Origin of the sequence: Salinimonas lutimaris (assembly GCF_005222225.1) — a bacterium.
In the GTDB taxonomy this organism is placed as follows: Bacteria; Pseudomonadota; Gammaproteobacteria; order Enterobacterales; family Alteromonadaceae; genus Alteromonas; species Alteromonas lutimaris.
Window position 1 is genome coordinate 784493 of record NZ_CP036536.1, and the last position, 20854, is coordinate 805346.

The 20854-nt window shown below is 49.5% G+C and carries 18 protein-coding genes; 2 read left to right on the forward strand and 16 right to left on the reverse strand.

Annotation, left to right across the window (positions count from 1 at the left end; translation table 11 throughout):
- The first annotated feature begins 249 nt into the window (after nucleotides 1-249).
- A complete protein-coding gene (locus tag EZV72_RS03380; protein ID WP_137165907.1) occupies nucleotides 250-1128 on the forward strand; it encodes a DMT family transporter in 879 nt (292 codons plus the stop codon).
- Nucleotide 1129: 1 nt separating this feature from the next.
- Here EZV72_RS03380 and EZV72_RS03385 read toward each other — a convergent pair whose 3' ends face one another.
- The 3 genes from EZV72_RS03385 to EZV72_RS03395 all read right to left on the reverse strand — a co-directional run bounded on the left by EZV72_RS03385 (nucleotide 1130) and on the right by EZV72_RS03395 (nucleotide 5908).
- Entirely contained in the window at nucleotides 1130-1342 is a 213-nt protein-coding gene (locus EZV72_RS03385) for a hypothetical protein (RefSeq protein ID WP_137165908.1), read from the reverse strand.
- Nucleotides 1343-1680: 338 nt separating this feature from the next.
- Nucleotides 1681-4047, reverse strand: a complete 2367-nt coding sequence (locus EZV72_RS03390) for a DNA polymerase II (protein WP_137168644.1) — start codon at nucleotides 4045-4047, stop codon at nucleotides 1681-1683.
- Nucleotides 4034-5908 (reverse strand): GGDEF domain-containing protein, encoded by a 1875-nt coding sequence (locus tag EZV72_RS03395; RefSeq protein WP_137165909.1) that lies wholly within the window; start codon nucleotides 5906-5908, stop codon nucleotides 4034-4036. Before EZV72_RS03395 ends, EZV72_RS03390 begins: the two co-directional genes overlap by 14 nt.
- Nucleotides 5909-6177: 269 nt before the next feature.
- On the opposite strand from EZV72_RS03395, the gene EZV72_RS03400 reads away from it, so the two are divergent.
- On the forward strand, nucleotides 6178-7212 hold the full coding sequence (locus EZV72_RS03400) for a patatin-like phospholipase family protein (RefSeq protein WP_137165910.1): 1035 nt from the start codon (nucleotides 6178-6180) through the stop codon (nucleotides 7210-7212).
- A 4-nt stretch (nucleotides 7213-7216) separates the two neighbouring features.
- Here the strand turns inward: EZV72_RS03400 and EZV72_RS03405 are convergent, their stop codons facing one another.
- The 13 genes from EZV72_RS03405 to EZV72_RS03465 form a co-directional block, all read right to left on the reverse strand.
- The gene (locus EZV72_RS03405) at nucleotides 7217-8317 is read right to left on the reverse strand and encodes a HupE/UreJ family protein (RefSeq protein ID WP_137165911.1); all 1101 of its coding nucleotides are present in this window, start codon (nucleotides 8315-8317) and stop codon (nucleotides 7217-7219) included.
- Entirely contained in the window at nucleotides 8314-9324 is a 1011-nt protein-coding gene (locus EZV72_RS03410; RefSeq protein ID WP_137165912.1) for a tetratricopeptide repeat protein, read from the reverse strand. The genes EZV72_RS03405 and EZV72_RS03410 overlap by 4 nt, the downstream gene beginning before the upstream one ends.
- Before the next feature lie 39 nt (nucleotides 9325-9363).
- Nucleotides 9364-9864 (reverse strand): Ig-like domain-containing protein, encoded by a 501-nt coding sequence (locus tag EZV72_RS03415; RefSeq protein ID WP_137165913.1) that lies wholly within the window; start codon nucleotides 9862-9864, stop codon nucleotides 9364-9366.
- Between the two features lie 10 nt (nucleotides 9865-9874).
- Nucleotides 9875-11458 carry a DUF4331 domain-containing protein gene (locus EZV72_RS03420; protein ID WP_137165914.1) on the reverse strand — a complete coding sequence of 528 codons (1584 nt, stop codon included), beginning with the start codon at nucleotides 11456-11458 and terminating at the stop codon, nucleotides 9875-9877.
- Between the two features lie 125 nt (nucleotides 11459-11583).
- Nucleotides 11584-12270 carry an anti-sigma factor gene (locus EZV72_RS03425; protein WP_137165915.1) on the reverse strand — a complete coding sequence of 229 codons (687 nt, stop codon included), beginning with the start codon at nucleotides 12268-12270 and terminating at the stop codon, nucleotides 11584-11586.
- Nucleotides 12270-12791: a sigma-70 family RNA polymerase sigma factor gene (locus tag EZV72_RS03430; RefSeq protein WP_137165916.1), complete on the reverse strand. Its 522-nt coding sequence runs from the start codon at nucleotides 12789-12791 to the stop codon at nucleotides 12270-12272. The genes EZV72_RS03425 and EZV72_RS03430 overlap by 1 nt, the downstream gene beginning before the upstream one ends.
- Nucleotides 12792-12817: 26 nt before the next feature.
- On the reverse strand, nucleotides 12818-14095 hold the full coding sequence (locus tag EZV72_RS03435; protein ID WP_137165917.1) for a sensor histidine kinase: 1278 nt from the start codon (nucleotides 14093-14095) through the stop codon (nucleotides 12818-12820).
- Entirely contained in the window at nucleotides 14096-14680 is a 585-nt protein-coding gene (locus EZV72_RS03440) for a chemotaxis protein CheC (RefSeq protein WP_137165918.1), read from the reverse strand.
- A complete protein-coding gene (locus EZV72_RS03445) occupies nucleotides 14677-15042 on the reverse strand; it encodes a response regulator (protein WP_137165919.1) in 366 nt (121 codons plus the stop codon). The genes EZV72_RS03440 and EZV72_RS03445 overlap by 4 nt, the downstream gene beginning before the upstream one ends.
- Nucleotides 15043-15415: 373 nt before the next feature.
- Nucleotides 15416-16459: a protein-glutamate methylesterase/protein-glutamine glutaminase gene (locus tag EZV72_RS03450; protein WP_137165920.1), complete on the reverse strand. Its 1044-nt coding sequence runs from the start codon at nucleotides 16457-16459 to the stop codon at nucleotides 15416-15418.
- A gap of 7 nt (nucleotides 16460-16466) precedes the next feature.
- Entirely contained in the window at nucleotides 16467-17081 is a 615-nt protein-coding gene (gene cheD / locus EZV72_RS03455) for a chemoreceptor glutamine deamidase CheD (RefSeq protein ID WP_232364492.1), read from the reverse strand.
- Nucleotide 17082: 1 nt separating this feature from the next.
- Complete coding sequence (locus EZV72_RS03460) at nucleotides 17083-17928, reverse strand: CheR family methyltransferase (RefSeq protein ID WP_232364546.1); 846 nt, start codon at nucleotides 17926-17928, stop codon at nucleotides 17083-17085.
- 7 nt (nucleotides 17929-17935) lie between these two features.
- The gene (locus EZV72_RS03465) at nucleotides 17936-20854 is read right to left on the reverse strand and encodes a methyl-accepting chemotaxis protein (protein ID WP_137165923.1); all 2919 of its coding nucleotides are present in this window, start codon (nucleotides 20852-20854) and stop codon (nucleotides 17936-17938) included.

Sequence of the window (20854 nt, forward strand, 5' to 3'; positions counted from 1 at the left end):
CAGGCCCCCGAATAACTGCATGAGGGTTTTTTATTACACACATTCACTTTCATTATTTATGCCTTAAAAAATTTTTGAGTTTAATCAGTAATTAACCGTTTTTTCACTATGGTTACCTGATATTCGTCATGTCATATATATAGGGCAATATGAAAAAGCTACCTGCCAGCAACTACCAGTCAGACCTTGCGTAAAACTAAAATCCAGTTGTGATACACTCATTTTTTTGTGCTTCAGCAGGTCACCTCATTGAGCTGGATCCTTCTTACCTTTTGTGCCGTTATTCTGCAAACCTTCAGAAATGCCTTTCAAAGTAAATTAAGCCAGCAGGGAGTTACGACTGCCGGGGTCACTTTGTCCCGCTTTTTACTTGCCCCACCCATTGCTGGTGCATATTTGTTTGGTTTGTATCAATGGCAGGATACAGCTATCCCGACGTTCTCATTATCATTCTGGGTGTATGTGGTGGGAGCAGCGTTTCTGCAAATGGCAGCCACATCACTGATGGTGATGCTGTTTAAACAACGCAATTTTGCAGTGGGAGCCGGGTTGGCCAAGAGCGAAGCACTGGTAGCCGGCGTGCTGGGAAGCTTATTTTTTGGTAGTGAATTAACCCTGTCGGGCTGGTTTGGGATTGGCATTGGAGCGGTTGCCGTCTTTGTATTAAGCGGCGCACGGCAAAAAGATACGCTAAGTCTTAAAGTTGTATTGATTGGACTGGCTTGCGGAACCTGCTTTGCACTGACCTCATTATTTGTGCGCGAAGCATCCCTCACTCTGAATATCGGTTTTCCCTACAATGCTGCATGGGTGCTACTTACCGTACTATGTATTCAGACTGTATGTCTGACGAGTTATGTTGGTCTTACTCAAAAACAGGCACTAACGGCACTATGGCAGTCTCGAACTTTACTGATGGCAACCAGTATCTGTAGTTGCCTAGGGTCTATCGCCTGGTTTGGTGCTATGGCGTTGCAGTATGTTGCCTACGTGAAAACGCTCGGGCAAACAGAAGTGCTGTTTACGATAGTGATTGCTACGGTGTGGTTGAAGCAAAAAGTTACCCGGGATGAAGTCTCCGGACTTTTGCTTATCGCTATTGCTGCTATCTTCGTGATGTGGCACTAAGTCACAGATTTTGCTGGGCCGAGCGTTTTTCCTTGGGCAAAATCCGGGTTTTAATGAAAAACATAAACTCAAGTGAGATAAATGAAACAACGGTGCCCATTAGTATCTGTGGTTTTGCAATAAACTCAAATACAAAAAACAGAGTACTGGCCATTAACGAAAATAGCAGCAGGCTGGCGTGGAAAGATAGCGTACTTTTCACCGCGTCGTTCATTTTATTTCCTTCAAAAACATGTCATTCAGTGAATATCGAGTTGTTGGACCATAGCTGGGTATAAGTGTGTGCTTGAACTACATAGTGACATATAAGCAAGCCATGGTATTTCGTCCTAATGCATGGACAATATTGGAAGGGCAACTTTTTTATTATTACTACTGATACGCCGGAAAGAAAAAAAAGAGCATCAAATTCGTAGTTTTTTTACTTAAAAACCTTCATAACTGTTGGCTACAAGTTAATAGATTATTGATAAAACTACACCATAACTCCGTTGAACGACATTATGAGGCGTTAAAATACAGTAATATAAGATTTATTTATATAAGTAAATGTCAAAATAATCCAAGTTGATTATCAGTGAGTGCGTCGAAAGACAATCCGATAGCCGGCAAAATACTGTCGGCGATAGGGCGAATCTGTTTTTCAATATAATGTTCATAGTCAAGACGCGCCTGTTGATGGTCTGTGGCCTGTGGGCCAGCCTGCGTTATCACATAATACACACTACTTCTGCTATTGTACTGGGCTGGTCTGCCGAGCTGCCGGTTAGCAATTTCTGCGGCTTGCGCTGCTTTAACATGCGGTGGCACAGAACGGGTGTATTCACTTAATGGCTTACGCAGGCGCTTACGATAAATCAGCTGACTGTCCACTTCGCCGTTTCTGATAGCGGCGACAGTATGTTTGATAAATTCCTCCACCGGTTTGTCATTGAATATCAAGGAATATAAGGTTTCCTGAAACTGCTTGGCCATCATGGTCCAGTCGGACCGAACATTCTCCAGTCCTTTGAATACCAGCTTTTGTTGTCCGTTATGGCTGGTTAACCCTGCATAACGCTTTTTACTGCCTTGTTCTGAGCCGCGAATGGTGGGCATAAAAAATCTGTCGAAACAAGTTTCAAACTCGATCTCCAAATGACAGGGGAGGTTGAATTCGTGCTGCAGAGTGTTGTGCCAGCGTTCATTAATCATAGATTCCAGTGCTTTACCGATGCGTTTGGCCTGCTCACGATCCTGTATGCCCGACAAGTGCACAAACGTAGAATCAGTGTCACCATAGATCACTTCATGCCCGGCTGCCTCAATCCATTTTGCAGTGGTTTGCATAATTTCATGCCCCCGCAATGTGATGGAGCTGGCCAGGCGGGGATCATAAAACGGACATCCACCGCTGCCCAGTACGCCATAAAAAGAGTTCATCAGAATCTTAATCGCCTGCGAGCGGGGTTGATCGTTGAGCCTTTTGGCCTCGTCCCGTTGTTTCCAAAGATTTTCGATAATGGCCGGCAGAAAATGCTCTGTACGCGAAAAACAGGCTCCCCTGAAACCGGCGATAGCGGTATCCGGATTAGCCAGTCCTTCAGCCAGCCCCAGAGGATCAATTTTGAAGGTTCTGATAATCGACGGATACAGGCTTTTATAATCCAGCACCAGCACGTAGTCATACAAACCGGGCCTGGAACTCATCACATATCCACCCGGTGAGGCCAGCCCACCGTTGTGTGGCCGCACACCACTGATATACCCGGCGCGATGCAGATGAGGCAGGTAAACATTAATAAACGCCGCTACCGAGCCGCCTGGCCGTGTCATATCCAGGCCAGTCAGAGTACTGCGCAGAATCAGAAAATCGACAAACTGAGTGTGATCGGCAATCTTATTGACCAGCACACAGTCCTGATAATTATACCTGGCCAGCGTGGCAGGCGCTTCACGATACAAGTGCTTGATAGCCGCCAGTTGATCAGTTTCGTGAACGAGCTTTTGTTCGCCCAGAAGCTCGCTGGCAACCTGATCCAGCGAGAAACTTTCAAACTGATAGGTCATGGTTTTAAGCGCATCAATACCATCGATAACACTTCTTCCGGGTAACTCCACCAATGTCTGACCGTTAGCCATAACACGCACTGACAGCGACAATCCATTTCTGCCCAGCGTCAGAGGCTGACCGGTGCGCTCAGCGCGACGCGCCAGTACTGCCATATCAAACTGTTTTACATTCCAGCCGGTGATCACATCCGGATCAGTGCGGGTTACCCAATAAACAAGCCGCTCAAGCAGCGCGTGTTCATCTGTGCAGTGCTCGATGTCAAATTCGTCGGCAGGCGCGGCCTGAACCGGATGCTCACTGATCATCAGTACCTTTTTGCAGCGCGGCGATGCCAGACCCACAGAGAACAGGTTTTCATGCTCATCACATTCAATATCCAGACTCAGGGTGGTAAGTGCGGGGCGGTACTGAGCGCCTTTTACGGCCGCGTCAGTCAGTACATTGTCTATACCCGGCCGGGCTTTGAACGACACACCGCCGTAGGCAAAACGCTCCATTAAAAAGCGGTCGGTTAATTTAATATCCGCCTCGTATGCGGTGATGCCGGCATGCTCAAGACTGGCGCGCAAAGCATGACTGGTGATGTCGGGGCTGAATCTGATGAGAGCTAACGGATGACCGGATAATGTTTTTAATGCTGTCTGCTCAAACGTTATCCGGCTGGTGTGATGACGCAAAGCTGTCCGGGCAGCCTGCTCCTGCGTTTGGGTAACAAAGCATACATTCGTTTGTGGCGGCGAATGCAGGCAGACCGGTCCGGTATCCGTGGCCAGCCATAATTCTATTAGTTCATGATGCTGTCGCCGGACGACCCGGCGGGTAAGAATAAACCCTTTGCCGTAGATCGGTTCTTCAGAGGCTGCCATGCTGGCCTGTCGGATGATAGACGTGAATCTGGTCACGGCCTCCTTCTTTGGCCGAGTATAGTGCTTCATCGGCGAGTGCCATCAAACGCTCCGGATCCTCATCGAAGCTTCCGTTAACCAGCCCGGCAGACACCGATAACGTAATATCCGGGCGGGAAATACGGTCAGGTATCAGTTTTACTGCCTCGGCAAATTTTGCCAGCATCGCTTCTGCATCCTCAACGGGCGTATGAGGAAAAGCAAATAAAAACTCCTCGCCGCCGACCCGACCTAAAATGTCGGTCCCCCGGAACGTCTTGGCAGCCAGTTTTGCCACGCCTTTAAGCACATCATCACCCGCCTGATGGCCGAAGGTATCGTTGATGCGCTTAAAGTGGTCAAGATCCAGCAGGGCCAGTGACATATACTCATTATGACGATGCGCCAGACTCAGCTGCTGACCCACATCCTCCATAGTCTTGCGACGAGTCAGCAGACCGGTTAAGCCATCATGGTTGGCCAGTCGTTCAAGCCGGCGCTGATGTTTTTGTCCTATCCGGTACTGCCAGAACAGCAGCACAGAGATAATGCACAGTAGCGCCACCACCACGGCAGTGTACTTTTGTTGCTCCCGTTCCCGGTCCAGCTGTGTTTGCTGTCGCAGATTCTGTTCTTTTAGTAGAGCATTCTGGGCTCGCTGCTGCTCTGTTTCAAAAGCGGTTTTTAACTTAATCAGACGCTGACTGTTTTTTTCCTGTTGCAGACGGTGCTCATCCTCCAGCATGGTCAGAATCAGCGAGTAAGCTTGTTCATAATTATCCCTGGCAGCAAGGGCCTCTGCCTTAAGCTTGTTGATCTGAATATTGTAAGGCAAAAAAGCATCGCCGACGGCCAGTCCACTGGCCAGATTAAGCCGTTCCAGCGCCTCGATATTATTGGCTTCGATCAACTGAATTCTGGCCTGGCTCAGCAGCACGCCAATCTGCTGAAAGGGATTTCCGGCTTCCTTAAATAATGTCAGGGCATCTTCAAGATAGTCTTTGGCTTCAGTCAGTTTGCCGCGTTCAATCAGGGCTTCAGATATTTGCTGATAGCTGTAGGCGGCGCCCTGTATATCATGAATATCAATGGCCAGTCTTGCTGACTCCACCAGAAGTTGCAGACCTTCCTGCCGCTGGTTTAGCTTCAGCTTGCTACGGCCCAGACCAAACAGGGTATTGGCCAGCTCCAGACGTAAATTGGCTGAACGGTAATAGGCTTCCGCCTGCTTAAAGTAAGGAATCGCCAGTGACGGCTCGTCCCGGTATTCATAAACCAGCGCAATCATGCCACTGAAATCGGCTGGGGAGATCCGTAAATCATGCTGCTCAGCCAGTCGGTACCCGGTCTGAAAGTTAGCCAGGGCCTTGTCAGTTTCACTCAGCGTCAGGTTCAGGTAACCGGCCACACTCAGGGCATAGGCCTGAAGCTCATGGGTTTCGTTATGATCCGCCCATTGCTTGGCGGCCGTCAGATCGGTCTCACCTTCCCGGGCTTTGCCCAGTCCTTTGAGTGCATCGGCGCGGGCCAGCTGAGCATAGGCATAGAGCCAGGGCTGGTTTTTTTTATCTAGTAACTGTAATGCCTGATTGGCCTGTTCCAGAGCTTTTTCATGAAGGATGAGAGCGGCATAGGCCCTGCTCATCACAAAGTGCAGTCCGGCTCTGTCTACATGGTCAGTGGTGGCGGGTAGCAGCGGAAGCGTACGATCAAGCACATGCTGGGGATTGTCCCGAACAGCCTGCAAGTGGGTGAGTACCGACACCGGCCAGTCGGTCAGCGACTGCGCCACAGATGTCAGTGGAATTACCAGGGTAATCAGTAAAAATGCGTGTAACGCCAAACGCTTACTTCTCAGATAAGCGGAAAGGCCACGATGCCTGTTCAAAAATTTTTTCTCTTTTTATTGTCAACAAACCAGATATCACGGGCGCTATGATAGAACTGTGGACTGCGTATAACAACTGTGACAGGCCTTTTTGCCTGACTTAAAACAATGCTTAGGTGTTGTTATGAATAACTAGCTGGCCCTCCCCTGGCATGCGGTAGTTCAAGTTGACTTGTACAGTGCTCAGCGTATTGTGGGAAAAAAGCCAGACTAAACATGATGATATGAGCAAACTTATTCTTTGTATTGATGGTGGTGGTATTCGCGGCGCGGCAGCAACACAGTTTCTGGCCCGGGTAGAGCAGGCATTGCAGGCACAGCATCAGGTCAGCTTACGCGACCGGGTCGATTTTTATGCCGGTACTAGCACCGGGGCTATCATTGCTCTGGCGCTGGCCACCACGAATCTGTCGATGAAAAAAATCAACGCGCTGTACAATGCGCGCAATGCCCGGACGATTTTTACCGAAAATCGTGGCTTCCTGGAATGGGATGGGGTGAATGCCCCTAAATATGAAAGTGCGGGCAAAACCCGGGTGCTGAAAGAATATTTTGCTGAAGCCACACTACAGCAGGCTGTGGCATCACATCGTCATGCCATGGCGATCACCTACGGGGTTGAGTATCATCAGCCGGTTATCATTAAATCCACCGAGCCGCATCATCTGGGCTTATCCAGCGCGGCTATTGCCGATGCGTCTACCGCAGCGCCCACCTATTTTCCCAGCCGCCCCTTGTTATTTCCGCCAGATAATCAAACCCGCTGGCTGATCGATGGTGGCGTAGTGGCAAATAACCCGGCAATGTGCGCACTGGCTGAGGCTCGGCGTTTATGGGCAGACACGCCATTAAATTCAATTCGCATGATATCGGTGGGCACAGGCAAGCAGGCTCGCAAAACAAACGGACCCGCCAGTCAGAAGTGGGGCGCCTTGCAATGGATGCGTCAGGGACATTTGATCGATGTGTTATCAGATGAACAGTTGGTGACGTATCAGATGCTGTCATTACTCGAGCAGGGCCGGTGCATTCGCGTGAATGCCCTGATGCGGGAGCAGCCCGGAATGCCTAACCCGCCTGACGATGCCATGGATGACATCAGCGCTGACAATATTAAAAAACTTAAAGATATGGGGGATTTATGGTTTACCCTCTATGGCCAGCAGACCGTTGATCTCATTATGGATGAGTATAACGGTCCATCGCTTGATGCGATGGACTCGGTAACCGGCAAGCCGGCGCTATTCAAAAAAGGGTAAGTACTTACCAGCGCTGAATAGCCCAGGACAGCGCGATGAGTGCAATCACTGACGAGGTGGCCGGCATAATCATTCGGGTATAGGCACGCACATGGCGCAGTAACACCAGCAGCGGTAATAATACCGCCACGATCACCAGCTGCCCAATCTCTACCCCGATATTAAACGCGGCTATACTCACTAGTGGCATGGATGCACTGGCCTGCAATTCACCAAACACGCTGGCAAATCCCATTCCGTGTAACAGCCCGAAGGCAAAGGTGATCCAGCCCAACCGATGCACCAGTGGCCATAGGTTATTCAGGGCAGTGGCCAGCACCGACAACGCAATACCAATTTCGACCCAACGGCTTGACGGAGCGTACCAGCCCAGGGCGGTGGTGGTCAGTGTCAGAGAGTGGGCCAGGGTAAAGGCGGTAACCAGGTAGATGGTTCGCCGCACAATGACCCGCTTGGCCGGCTCAGCATGCCAGTGGCCCTGTTTTCGGATCAGATTGACCGTGAGGAGGGTCACTACCAGAAACAGGATATGGTCAACACCAATCCAGATATGAATGATGCCTTCGTAGATAAAGTCCTTAGCGACCTGCCATGCTGATTGCCCCTGACGGTCAAGGCTAATCTGCGTCTGCTGGGCTGATAACATGTAGGTGGAAGGCTGGTCACTTAACGATGCCGTCAGCAGTAACTTATGGCCAGAGCCGGCACTGGCTGCACCCGGGTAGCTTACTGTAAGCGGGCCGGCTGTTGCGCACTCTGTGGTAAATTGCTGCTGAATCAGCGTTTGACCGGCGAGATTGTGTAAGGTGATATCACCGGCGGTTAACGGGCAGGGCGCATCGCCATTACGAATAGTCACAGCAGTATTAATATAGTGTCCGATTTGTTCCCGGGCTGACAATACCTCCTGCCAGGTCAGGTTGCCGTCGGCGTTGGCATCCAGTCCGATCTGCTGCTCTAAATCAAACGGTTTGAGTGACAGGGTTCCTTGCAACAGCCCTTTATTGTCCTGTAACGCCAGATAAGCATTACTCAGTTCATGGGCACTGGCGGCCGATGACACCAACAGCACGAAGCCGGCCAGCCACTGATAAACTATTTTCATAGTGACTCTCCGGCTGCACCAGTCTGTTGAAGTAAGCGCCGGTCGGCGAGGCCTTTAGCCTGTTGCCAGTTCTTACTGGCATAATACCTGGCCTGGTCGCTATGGTGATCAATATACAGATGATACTCGGCTATGTAGGCAGCGTGGGACCAGTCTTTACGCCATTTACGCTGGTCAATGCGCTGGCTGGCCAGTTGTTGCCAGTGTGGGTCGCTGTTGTTGAGCACACTGGCCCTGGCCAGCAGTAACAGGATAGCATCGTCAGCCGATGCAGGTGATTCAAGCTGGCTGCCCAGCTGGTTAAGCACTGTTGCTGGCTGTTTCAGTTGCAGGTGAGCCTGCGCCCATAGTGCCACAGAGCTGACCGGGGCACGGGCCACAGAGATATCCCTGAGATGCTGCAGTGCTTCGGTTGGTTTATTCAGATCCAGAGCCATGGCAGCCAGAGTACTATTTACCCACAATTGCTGAGCGTCATTCAGTGCACGTTGAGTGGTACGCGCAACTGCGCTTAACTGCTCATACAGCGCCGCATCGGGTGATTGCTGGTAGCGGGCATCAAACAAACACGTCAGCATGATGGCATGACTGACTTTTCCGGTCAGTGCTTTACAGGCGCTGATGGCCTCATCAAACCGGCCAAGGTTGTTATTCACCGTAGCCAGCAGCAGTCTGGAAGCGGGATCATCCAGACCCGATAATAACGCGGCCGCCTCGGCAAACTGATGATTACGCTGTAGCACCCTGGCCTTTACATAAATCAGATCACGGGCCAGTTCGCCCTGTTGTTGCCGGCGGATAAGAGTGTGTTCTACCCGAGCCGTGCCATAGCCAGGATCGTTAAGCCGGCTGGCTTCATCGAGTAATTGGTTAGCCTGACGGGCCGTGAGAAGAGTGTTGGCAGGTTGCCAGGATGCAATGACATCCTGGGGTTGTGGAAAAAGCTGCTCTGCAATACCCGAACCGGGCATATGCAGCGCAACAAAAAGTAATACAAATTGCTTCATGATGTATCCTTTAAAACGGCCTTCCCTGGCCGACATCCATTACTGCTCCAGCAGATCACTGTAGTTATCAGGATCTTCCACATCCTGAGTAACATCCCTGCCATTTAGCGGTAGCGGTTTATCATCCGGGTCCTGTTCAAACGCTGCTCTGGAGTAAGAAGAAAACGCCACCTGTTCTGCTTCAATGGTGATGGAGATGGTACCGGTCACCGGATCGGCAGTGCCATCTGAAACAGTAAAGGTAAAGCTGTCTTCACCGGTTGCTTCCTCATCCGGTGTGTAAGTGAAACTGCCATCGTCAGCTACCTCCACCTCACCGAGCATAGGTTCCTCACCCAGCGCAAAGGCCAGTGTATCGCCATCTGCATCGTTACCGCTGAGGCTGTCGGTTAAAGGGGTATCAACCTGAGTGGCAAACGCCTCTGATATGGCCTCCGGCGCAGTGTTTTCAGCAGGAGCCTGGTAATCATCGTCGTCATCATCAAAGCAGCCGCTTAGCATCAAACTGGCACCGGCAGCGAGTAAAAATGAATATCGCATAGCATTCTCCTTATTCTGCTGAGCCCGAAATCGGTGTCATCAGGTAAGGAAACTGAGTACCAATCATCGAAGCATCCAGCGGTGCGCCATCAGTAAAGGCCACTGTACCCACATTGGCATCTTCGGGGGCACACAGGCCCAGATCGGTATCTTCACCATTGACCGGAATGGGATGACACAGGCGACCCATTACTACGCGCAGAGCAATATCTACCACATCATCGCCCGGACGACGTCCGTTGGGAAAGCCTGCCAGATCATCGCCAGCAACACCAAAAGCAGACTGCTCGTCAGCCGGCGTGGCGGGGATGCCGGTGTTAAGGCGCAGCATTTCAGAAGGCGTCACGGTTGCCATCTGGTTTACCCCTTCAAACCCGGTTAAAAAAGCGGTAACCAGGTCGGTTCGCGGGAAGTTGGTCGGTGCCAGTGTTTCCAGTTCAGCGCCCAGCGTCTGGTTAACGGCATCTTTAAACAGAATATTGAGTAGCTCAGGTAACACCGGATTAGTCACATAATCAGCAAACTGACCGTCCTGAGCCGGAGCGGAGGTAGAAAAGCGATCTTTATCGCCAATTCCAATAACCAGTTCGTTTACCAGCGGACTGCCCAGGCGGGATACCTGTGTCATCGCACCACCATTCACCTCGGGTTTGGCATAGGTCGCGTTGGGATTCAAAATTCTGGCTTGCGGTAAACTAGCGGTGGTCCAGCCACCAATAACGCCGTTACCCTCACCAGTGACACAGCTGGCCGGTACCTCTACCGCAATTGAAGTCACGTTTTTGTCTTTTAAATCATCATTGGCACTGTCTTGTGTGATACCCCCGGGAAAGCCGCCGTCATCATCAGCGCCAGGCGCACTGTCACCTTCCACCGGTACATAGTTAACCAGATCAAAAGTATCGCCCAGATTCACCACAAAAGGGTCTTTACGCTGGCCAACAAAAACCCGACCCGGCTGCTCACATCCTTCCATGGTGAAGTTATACACAAACTGGCCTGCATAACGGGCATATTCTTCTGTGCTGGTAAACGTTTTATCACCGATATAGTCCAGTGGCTTTTTAAATCCATCTCCTTGCTGCGGAGCCAGTGAAGAGCGGGTGCCACTACGCATATCACCGCTGACAAGCGTCATGTTGTAGGTTTCCATAAAATTCGCTGCTGAAGCATCATCGGCAGACACCGGCCCCACATTTTTAAGGGGGACTTTAACCATCTTCTGTTCGCCTTCGGGACCAACCGGTAGCGCAATACCCTCGCCATCAGCGGCCAGAGCATTGTTAAAAGAGAAGGTAAAAGTCAGGTCCTCAACTGCATCACCATCATTATCAATATGAATGGCATAAACGGCTGCCGGATCCATAGCAAAGTAATTGGGACCGCCATAGGCATCCTGTAACGGAATATAGTTGGCAATCATGGTCACATACCCCTCACGGCCAGACTCATAACTGTTAAACATATAGAAGTCAGTTGAGTCCAGCGTAGGTGAGCGGGCAATGTTGGGGGCTTCACGGTGACTTGAAGCAGAGGCTGCTGAAACAACTAAAATTCCGGCAATGGCAGTAGCAAGTGGCTTGACTTTAAGCATTGGATTTTCCTTATTTGCTTATTTACTGTACAAGCCATACGGGGGGGAGATCAGATTGGATGCAAATTATTGTAAATAAATAGTTAACTTAAGTTAATGTCATAAAGTTTGCGTTTTTAAATATTTTAACTAGTTACTCTGGTCAGGCTACTGAGATACAAAACTTCAGTAGGAGCACCGTTTTTCGATCCACCTATGGCCTCTTTGCTGATCGCCAATGCTTTAATACCAGATATATCGAATGTATCAGTCAGTGAAACCGACAAGGCGGTAGTTTGACTCAGTACACCAAGGGATATCGGGCTGTTACCATTTGCCGGAACTATCCACAGTTCATAGTCACTGTTTTTCATACGCGGAAGCTCAGCTGTGGGGCGAATAATTAACTTGCGGCTTTGCGCTTCAATTAACCACAAAGGGGGGGCATTTTTGGCCGCTAACACAGCAACGTATTCAGGAGATGCCGGCTGGTGTGATACCGGTTGTATCAACAGCACAGCCAGTATAAGTGCGGCCGCTACGGCGATACCACTTATCCATTTCCACGGGGTTGCTGGCGCTGAAGAAGCCGTGGGTGAAGTTGATGCATTGAGTCGCTTATCAATGCCTGCCCAGACTGATGCGGGGGGAGTCACCGGTGGCAGAGCCTCAGCCCACTGATTCAGCTGCTGTTCCCAATACCAGGTAGCCTGCCGCAGTGATTCATAGCGCATCATCAGCTTTTCAAAGCGCCGACGCGCAGGCCCTTGCAATGTTCCTAAAACGTAACTTGCAGCCAGTGCATCACGTAATTCTGTTTTCAGATAATTCATTAACTCAGGCACCGATGAAGTTGTTCCAGACCGCGCCGAATCCAGCTTTTTACTGTCCCTAACGGTGACTGGAGGTGAACACCGACCTCACGATGACTCATACCATGAAAATAGGCCAGATGAATGGCCTGGCGCTGTTCCTGTTCAATCTCATATAAGCATTCTTTGAGCCGGTCCTGGGTAGGAATGAAGGGAGATTGTTCGTCAACGGGATGCAGGTCATGCTCAGTGTTAATTTCAGGCCTGGTGGCTCGGTAGCGTATTGTATCCAGTGCCCGGTAGCGGGCAATACTGACCATCCAGGTGAGCACCGTCCCCCGGCCCTGATGATAGCCAGAAGCATGATGCCAGATTTGAATATAGGCTTCCTGTAAAGCTTCTTCGGCCAGCGCATTGTGCCGGATAACTTTTAATACAACAGCAAAAAGCTGTCCGCTGGTACGTTGGTAAAGCTCTGCAAATGCCGCTTGTTCGCCCTTAGCGGTCCGACAGAGCAAGGGGAATAACTCTTCCTGTTCCATCTGATATTCCTGTCAGAAGGTCCCTGTTAACAGGCTGCGCTTTGTTGCTCAGCAGCATGTAGCGGAACGATGATTTCAAATACAGTACCACGACCTGGGTTGCTACTGGCAGAAATTTTACCCTTATGTCTTTCAATAGCGGTATAGGCCACAGATAAACCCAGTCCCTGTCCCATGCCTTCTGGCTTCGTAGTGAAAAACGGGTCGAAAACTTTTTTCAGGTTATCCTGTGAAATGCCGCTGCCGCTATCAATAATTTTGATTTTTACCCATTGAGCGCCGGCTTTAATGTCAATTTTTACAAAGCCTTTGGTATCGATTGACTGGGCCGCATTCATCACGATATTGGTCAGCGCCTGTTTCATGCCTCCGGGGTCACAAAAGATTTGCAGATTTTCCGGTTCACACTGCACCTTATAAACCGGCGTTTTGTACTGAGCACTGATGAGCTGGATGAGCTGCTCTGCGGTTTCGTGGATATTCACCAATTGCCAGCCACCGCTTTTCTCAAGCGCGAACTGTTTGAGATTTTCAACAATATCCCTGACCCGGCTTAGCCCTTCGGTAGACTCATCGACCAAAGGCGCCATATCTTCTTTGAGAAGTTCATAGTGGAACGAGTTCAGTGTTTCATTGGCAAAATCTGCCAGCTCACCCGAACCGGTTTGTAGCTTGTCGGCTAATGCATCGCATAGCTGAATTAAATGAAAGCTGTATTGTTTTAATGTATCCAGATTGGCAGAAACAAAACCAATGGGATTATTGATCTCATGGGCGATACCGGCAGCAAGCTGGCCGGTGGATGCCATTTTTTCAGCCTGAATCAGCTGGCTTTGCGCGGTATCCAGCTTTTTGATTAGTGCAAGCTGTTCTTCATGTTCTCGTTTTAAGGCTGAGGAAAAATCTTGCTGGGCGATAAAATAGCTGGCCTGAGCGGTCACATCCTGCAAAATCAGACAGGCAAGCCGCTCACCGTCGCTGGCGGTCAGCGGCACAATTTCCATGTTCTGAAACATCTGCATTTCTTCGCCGGTAATCGGCCGGGAACTTTTAAAAGGAAAAACGTGCGGGCGTTGCTCCCAGTAACTGAAGCTGGGATGCTGCAGTACAAACACCGACTTGATACGGCGCTTTAAAAATTTAACCTGCTCGGGGAAAATATCGGCCAGTTGATTACCTTTGTATTTGGCGCGCCAGTGACTACTCATCCGGTCCAGAAAAAAATCATTCAGGAATTGGATTTCATAGTCTTGGTTAACCACGCAGATACCAACAGGAAGTTTTTCTACGAGCTGACTAAACATTTATCCTAATAACTCATCAATCGTCTCAGTCAGCACATTCAATGAAGAGTCATCAAGACAAAATACTACCCGCATTGAAAAGGATGACAATTCAATATCAAACTGGACTTCCATCACCAGACTATTTAGCCACTGCAATTCAACAAAATTAGCCCGCTTAGGAGAAAACAGCGTGGGCATATTTAAATTCGTTTTCAGTTCCAGCTGTTCTGCCAGCCCCGCCAGACAAGCACCAGCCAGAATGTTGGACAGTTCAAGAATGATTTCTTCGACATCATTCTTGGATAAAGGCTCATCGTACTCAAGTAAAGCCCCGACCTCGCTTAACCCCTGCTGTGAGATAACCGACATGACCTCACCCTGAACATCACCCAGAAATGACTGTCGGGTATAGTAGGCACCAGACTCTTCGGCAATGATTGAGAACAGTTGCTCTGGCGTCACAGAAGCAATCTTGGGTATTGAGATACCAATTTTTGTTTCAATCAGATGAGCCAGCGAATTAGCTGCCTGTCCCATCGAAATATTCAGCAGTTCCTGCAGGGCATCCTGCTGATCTGCATTTAAAGGCGCGACTGTGTTCATAGATACCCCAGCTCAAACAAGGTCATGGCCAGTTCTTCTTTATCCAGCGGTTTGCGGATAAATTTTGATGCCCCCAGGGACATTACGATTCGTTGTTTTTCAGGCTGAAAATCAGCACTGATAACAATCACATTGGGTTTGCGCTGAGCACCGGTTAAGTGTTCCAGCACGCCCACACCATCCATTTCCGGCATGGTGAGGTCTAACAGCATGAGCTGATAATCTGACTTTTCCAGCAGCTGAATGGCTTCTTTTCCATTCGATGCTTCACTGATATCAAACTCCAGTTCAGGTGGAAGAGCCTTGATAACGCTTCGTCTTGATAATCGTGAATCATCAGCCACCAGTACTCGAATTGTCATGTAACCTCCAGGCTTACTGCGTCCTTTATTGAGTATTTGCCATATTCGCTATCCTGCAACATTTTTTTAAATAAAAGTAAGCCGGACTTAAATGGACTTAACTCGGTTTTTCTTTCTTTTTAGTATATGACAAAAGTGACAGATAGCTATTTCAAGGCTAAAAAACTTTGTTCATTAATAATAGAAAAGAATAGAGAAAAGCGCTTTTGTTTCATTGTTTTACTTGTTTTTAACTGAAAAAGCTTAAGTTTTAATTGTGTCAATTTATACGTTTTAATAGCTATTGATACCCGGGTCCTTGCTTCAAAATAGCCACCCGGTTGCCGGAGTATCTTGGGCTAAAGTATAAAGAGAACCATACATGATATCAGGCTTACAACCGGCTGCCGGCTTTGACCTTTTCAAGCTGCTGAATCATGGCTTCAGGAATCGCCTCTAATGGCAGCACTTTGTCTGCCGCGCCCAATTGAACAGCGGCTCTGGGCATGCCATACACCACACAGCTTTCTTCATTCTGACACAGTGTAAAGGCGCCGCTCTGCTTCAGTGCCAGCAAGCCCTGAGCCCCATCTTTGCCCATGCCGGTCAGTAACGCTGCTACGACGTTACTCCCGGCGCTTTTTACCAGCGACTGAAACATAAAATCGACCGACGGCCGGTGACCGCTGACCCGTTCGCTATCATGAAGCTCCAGCCGGTAATCGGCCCCACTGCGCACAATACGCATGTGTCGGTCACCGGGCGCCAGATAGGCATTGCCGGGTAGCAGACGCTCGCCGCCTCTGGCTTCAACAACTTTCATTTTACTGCAATTATTTAACCGCTTGGCGAAGGTACTGGTATAGCCTGGTGGCATGTGCTGAGTAATCACGGTCGCCGGCGCATTGGGAGGCATGGCTTCCATGACGCTTTTAATGGCTTCTGTGCCGCCGGTAGATGCGCCTATGGCAATAATTTTTTCAGTACTCGAATAAGACAAGTGGCTGGTGGCTTTCACTTTGGTGCGCTGAGTTTTCACTCTGGAGCGGGCGGCGGTGCGGATTTTTTCTAAAATAACTGACCGGTATTCTTCAATACCCTGCGCTACACCCAGCTTAGGTTTAGGAATAAAGTCGATGGCGCCCAGCTCCAGAGAGCGGATTGTGGCATCCGCACCGGCTTCGGTAAGGGTGGAGATCATTAATACCGGAGTGGGGCGGGCTGACATCAGGACCTCCAGAAAGCGCAGGCCATCTACTTTAGGCATTTCGATATCCAGTGTAATGACATCAGGCTGGAACTGTTTGACCATTTGTTTAGCCACGAAGGCATCAGGAGCCGCGCCAACCAGCTGTAAATCCGCTTCGCTGTTAATAATTTCGCCAAGTAAATTGCGGATCAGGGCTGAGTCATCCACTACAAGTACTTTTATCGCCATAATTCACCTATTGGAATAAGTCGAACTCAATGTCAGTATCTTTTTGTTTAAGTTTCTGACGATACACACTTTCACGATCAACAATCGTGGTGTTATTGAGATGTTTGATTTTTTTAACTTTTACTTCGCCATCTTCGGGAAAAAAATACACCTTGCGCGGGTAGTCGCCCAATAAGTCACTGGCAACAATCGGGATATTTTCACGGCGCAGATATTCCACGACAAAGTCGGCATTGCGCTGGCCAACATTGTTAACTGTAATGCCCTTAAGCACATTGCCCCCGCCAAATACTTTAGCCTGCATATAACGCCGGTCAGCGCCCATTCTCATCATCTGGTTTATCAGCAATTCCATAGCATGCATGCCGTAGCGGGCAGGCGCGCCGTATCTGGCGCAGTCATCGCCAAAGTCGCAGGGTAATAAAAAATGGTTCATGCCCAGAATGCGATTTTTGGTATCGCGCAGGCAGGCGGCCACACAGGATCCCAGCACAGTCACAATCATCGCGTCTTCGCTGGTGGCATAAAACTCTCCGGGCAGAATTTTGACAGCCTGGCGTTCAAACCGGTTATCGTAATAAACATTTAACCCTGAGAGTCTTTCCTGTGCTGCTTCGGCCACATCATCTTCCTTTAACTGGCTGGTACACGGTTTGTCCCAAAGGCCTGACCAGATTCGAGGCCATATTGAAGTTCTCTGAATGACCGGCAAAGTAGCGACCATCAGCAGGCATCAATCCAACCATTTTTCTGAGAATTTTTAGCTGTGTGTCCTTGTCAAAATAAATCATGACATTGCGGCAGAATATAATATCTACCTGCTCAGGCAACGGCCACCTTTCATGGGTCAGGTTAATTTGTTTAAACTCCACCATGCGACGCAGTTCAGGAACCACCCGAACCTTATCACTGTGCGCTCCTTTGCCCCGGTGAAAAAACTGTCGCTTTAGCTCCAGTGGCAGTTTGGCGACGGCATCCTTTCGATAAACCCCGTTACTGGCTTTTTGCAAAACATTACTGTCGATGTCTGAGGCGATAATGTTTACCGGTGAGGCAAATGTGCCGTAAGCTTGTGCCACCGTCATCGCAATTGAATAGGGCTCTTCGCCGGTACTGCTTGCCGCACACCAGATGGTTTTGACATGGCGGTGAAGGCGCAGGTACTTGCCCAGTTCTGTAAAGTGATGCCCCTCGCGAAAAAAGGAAGTCAGGTTGGTGGTTAGTGCATTGATGAAATGCTCTTCTTCTTCCTTGTGCTGCTTAAGATAGGCAAGGTAATGGTTAAAGCTGTTCAGCCGCAGAGCCCGCAGCCTGCGGGCCAGACGACTGTAAACAAGAGAATCCTTGGAGTCGGCGAGGCGGATACCCGCCATGCCATAAAGGGTTGTCCTGACTTTATCAAAATCCTTGCGACTAAAGGTAAATTCCAGTGCGGCACCGTCATGCCTGTCGGCTACGGTGTCGCCCATTTCATCATTAGAAACTTTCCCATTCATCTTCTTGAGGCGCCGCTGACTGAATTTCGGTTACACGGGCTTTAGGGAGTGCAGGGGCTTTGGCCTGAGCGGTTCCGTTAGCACGCAGACGTGGCTTAGAAGGGGCGAAACTATCATCTTCCATACCTATGATATTGCCGTCGAGCTTAAATGCCGCCACCCGGTCGGACAGTCCGACAGCCTGTTGCTGCAAACTTTCAGCAGCAGCGGCAGCTTCTTCCACCAGCGCCGCGTTTTGCTGTGTCATTTCGTCCATCTGACTGATAGCTTTACTAATTTCGTCTATACCGGATGCCTGTTCAGAAGAGGCGGCGGCGATCTCCGACATAATGTCGTTGACCCGCTTAATGGAGGTCACCACTTCGCCCATGGTTTCACCAGACTGGTTCACCAGGGTGTTGCCACTGGCTATCTTGGTCACTGAGTCTGAGATCAGCTCCTTGATGTCTTTGGCAGCCTCGGCAGAGCGCTGGGCCAGGGTTCTCACCTCAGAAGCGACGACCGCAAAGCCACGGCCCTGTTCACCGGCGCGGGCGGCTTCAACCGCAGCATTTAAGGCCAGAATATTGGTCTGGAATGCAATGCCGTCAATCACCCCGATGATGTCAGAAATTTTCTGCGCAGAGTCATTGATACTGGACATGGTTTGCACCACTTCCTGAATCATGTTGCCGCCTTCTACCGCAATGGATGAGGCCTGAGAGGCCAGCGCATTGGCCTGTTCGGCGTTTTCTGCATTCAGACGCACTGTACCGGTCAGCTCTTCCATGCTCGAAGCGGTTTCTTCCAGACTGGAGGCCTGCTGTTCTGTACGGCTGGACAGATCAGTGTTCCCACTGGCTATTTCAGAAGAAGCTGTATTAATGGTTTCCACCGCCACATTAATTCGACCGATGGTACCGCGTAAGTCACTGATGAACTGATTAATGGATTCACCCAGCACCTTGAACTCACCTTCAAACTCGTGTTCGATTTCGCAAGTCAGGTCGCCTTTGGTTAACTGCGCCATCACTTCTTTAATATCATGAATGGCCGTGGTTCGGGCGGTCACATCAGTGGCATATTTTACTACCCGGAAAGGCTTTCCGCTTTGGTCCAGAATGGGGTTGTAGGACGCCTGAATCCAAATCTCATTACCGGTTTTACCAAACCGGCGATACTCGCCGGCCGCATGAACACCATGATTCAACTGCTCCCAGAATGAGCGGTATTCCATACTATTGCGCGTTTCGGTATCAACAAACATGCTATGATGTTTGCCTTTGATTTCAGCCAGGGTGTAGCCTGTCACATTCAGGAAGTTTTCATTGGCATTGACAATCGTGCCGTCCATCTCAAATTCAATAACCGCCTGCGACTTACCAATTGCCTCAATTTGTCCTTCAAAATATGCATTTTTCAGTTTTTCAGCAGTAATGTCCGTGGCGTATTTCACCACCTTGAAGACCTTGCCATTAACATCAAGAATCGGGTTGTAGGATGCCTGAATCCATAGTTCTTTACCGGCTTTGGTGACCCGCTTGAATTCGCCGGAGAAAAATTTGCCCGACGCTAATGCCGGCCAGAACTCAGCGTACTCCTGAGATGAGCGAAGTTCGGCATCACAAAATATTTTGTGGTGCTTGCCCTGTATTTCATCCAGGGTGTAGCCGGTCGCGTTCAGGAAGTTTTCGTTGGCCTGAATAATGGTGCCGTCGGTGTGAAACTCAATCACTGCCTGTGCTTTGCCGATGGCTGAGATTTGTCCTTCAAAGTCGGCATTGCGCATTTTCTGGGCGGTGATTTCGGTGGCATACTTAACCACTTTGAACACTTTACCATTCATGTCATAGATAGGGTTGTATGAGGCCTGAATCCATATTTCCCGTCCGCCTTTGGCGGCCCGTTTAAATTCGCCTGATTTAAACTGGCCGGCTTTCAGATCGGCCCAGAAGCTGACATATTCCTGGCTCATCTTAATGGCTGGCTCAACAAACATGCTGTGGTGCTGGCCGCGGATTTCATCCAGTGAATAACCCAGGGCGCCGAGGAAGTTTTCATTGGCCCACTGAATATTGCCGCTGGTATCAAATTCGATGACCGCCTGGGCTTTTCCAATGGCTTCAATCTGGCCGGAAAAATCGGCATAGCGGAGTTTTTCCGCGGTGATATCAATGGCAAACTCCACAACCTTCACCACATTGCCTTTGGTATCAAGAATGGGGTTGTAAGACGCCTGAATCCAGAACTCCTGATCGTTTTTGGTGATCCGGCGATATTCCCCGGTTTGCAGTTCACCTTTACGCAAGGCTTGCCACATGCCCAGGTATTCGGCATCTTTGGCCTGTTCAGGGGTCATTAGCAGGGTGTGATTTTTACCCACCAGTTCATCTTTGCTGTAGCCAGACAAGAGTGTGAAGTTGTCATTCACATCCACAAATTCTCCGTCCAGCGAGTACTCAGCCAAAGACTGTGCATTACTGAGCGCATCCAGCATACCGCTTTTAACCAACAACTCAGTCTGATCAACCCATTCAACCATGGTGCCGATATTTTCATTATCGTCACCAAACAGGGGATTCAAGGTGAGTTTAAAGTTGATTTTGCCAACCTCAATGGTGGAGGTCATCGGTGCTTTCAGGTTAGCCAGGATATTGCGCTGGTGGCTGGGGCTTTTGTGAAACTGGTCAATGTTCTGACCAATCAGATTATCCGCTGAAAAGGTCGGTAAAACCCTTTGCAGTTCTGCCTCATTATCCTTTAGCAGTTTTTGCACCGCTGTGTTGGCATAAATGATATTGCGATCTGCATCAGCCATCATCACGCAGCAGGTGGTGGCCTCCAACGACTGCTCAATGCGATGCATTTGCAACTGCTGCGCCTTGATTGTTTCGTTGTTGAAAATATTAAACATTCCCAT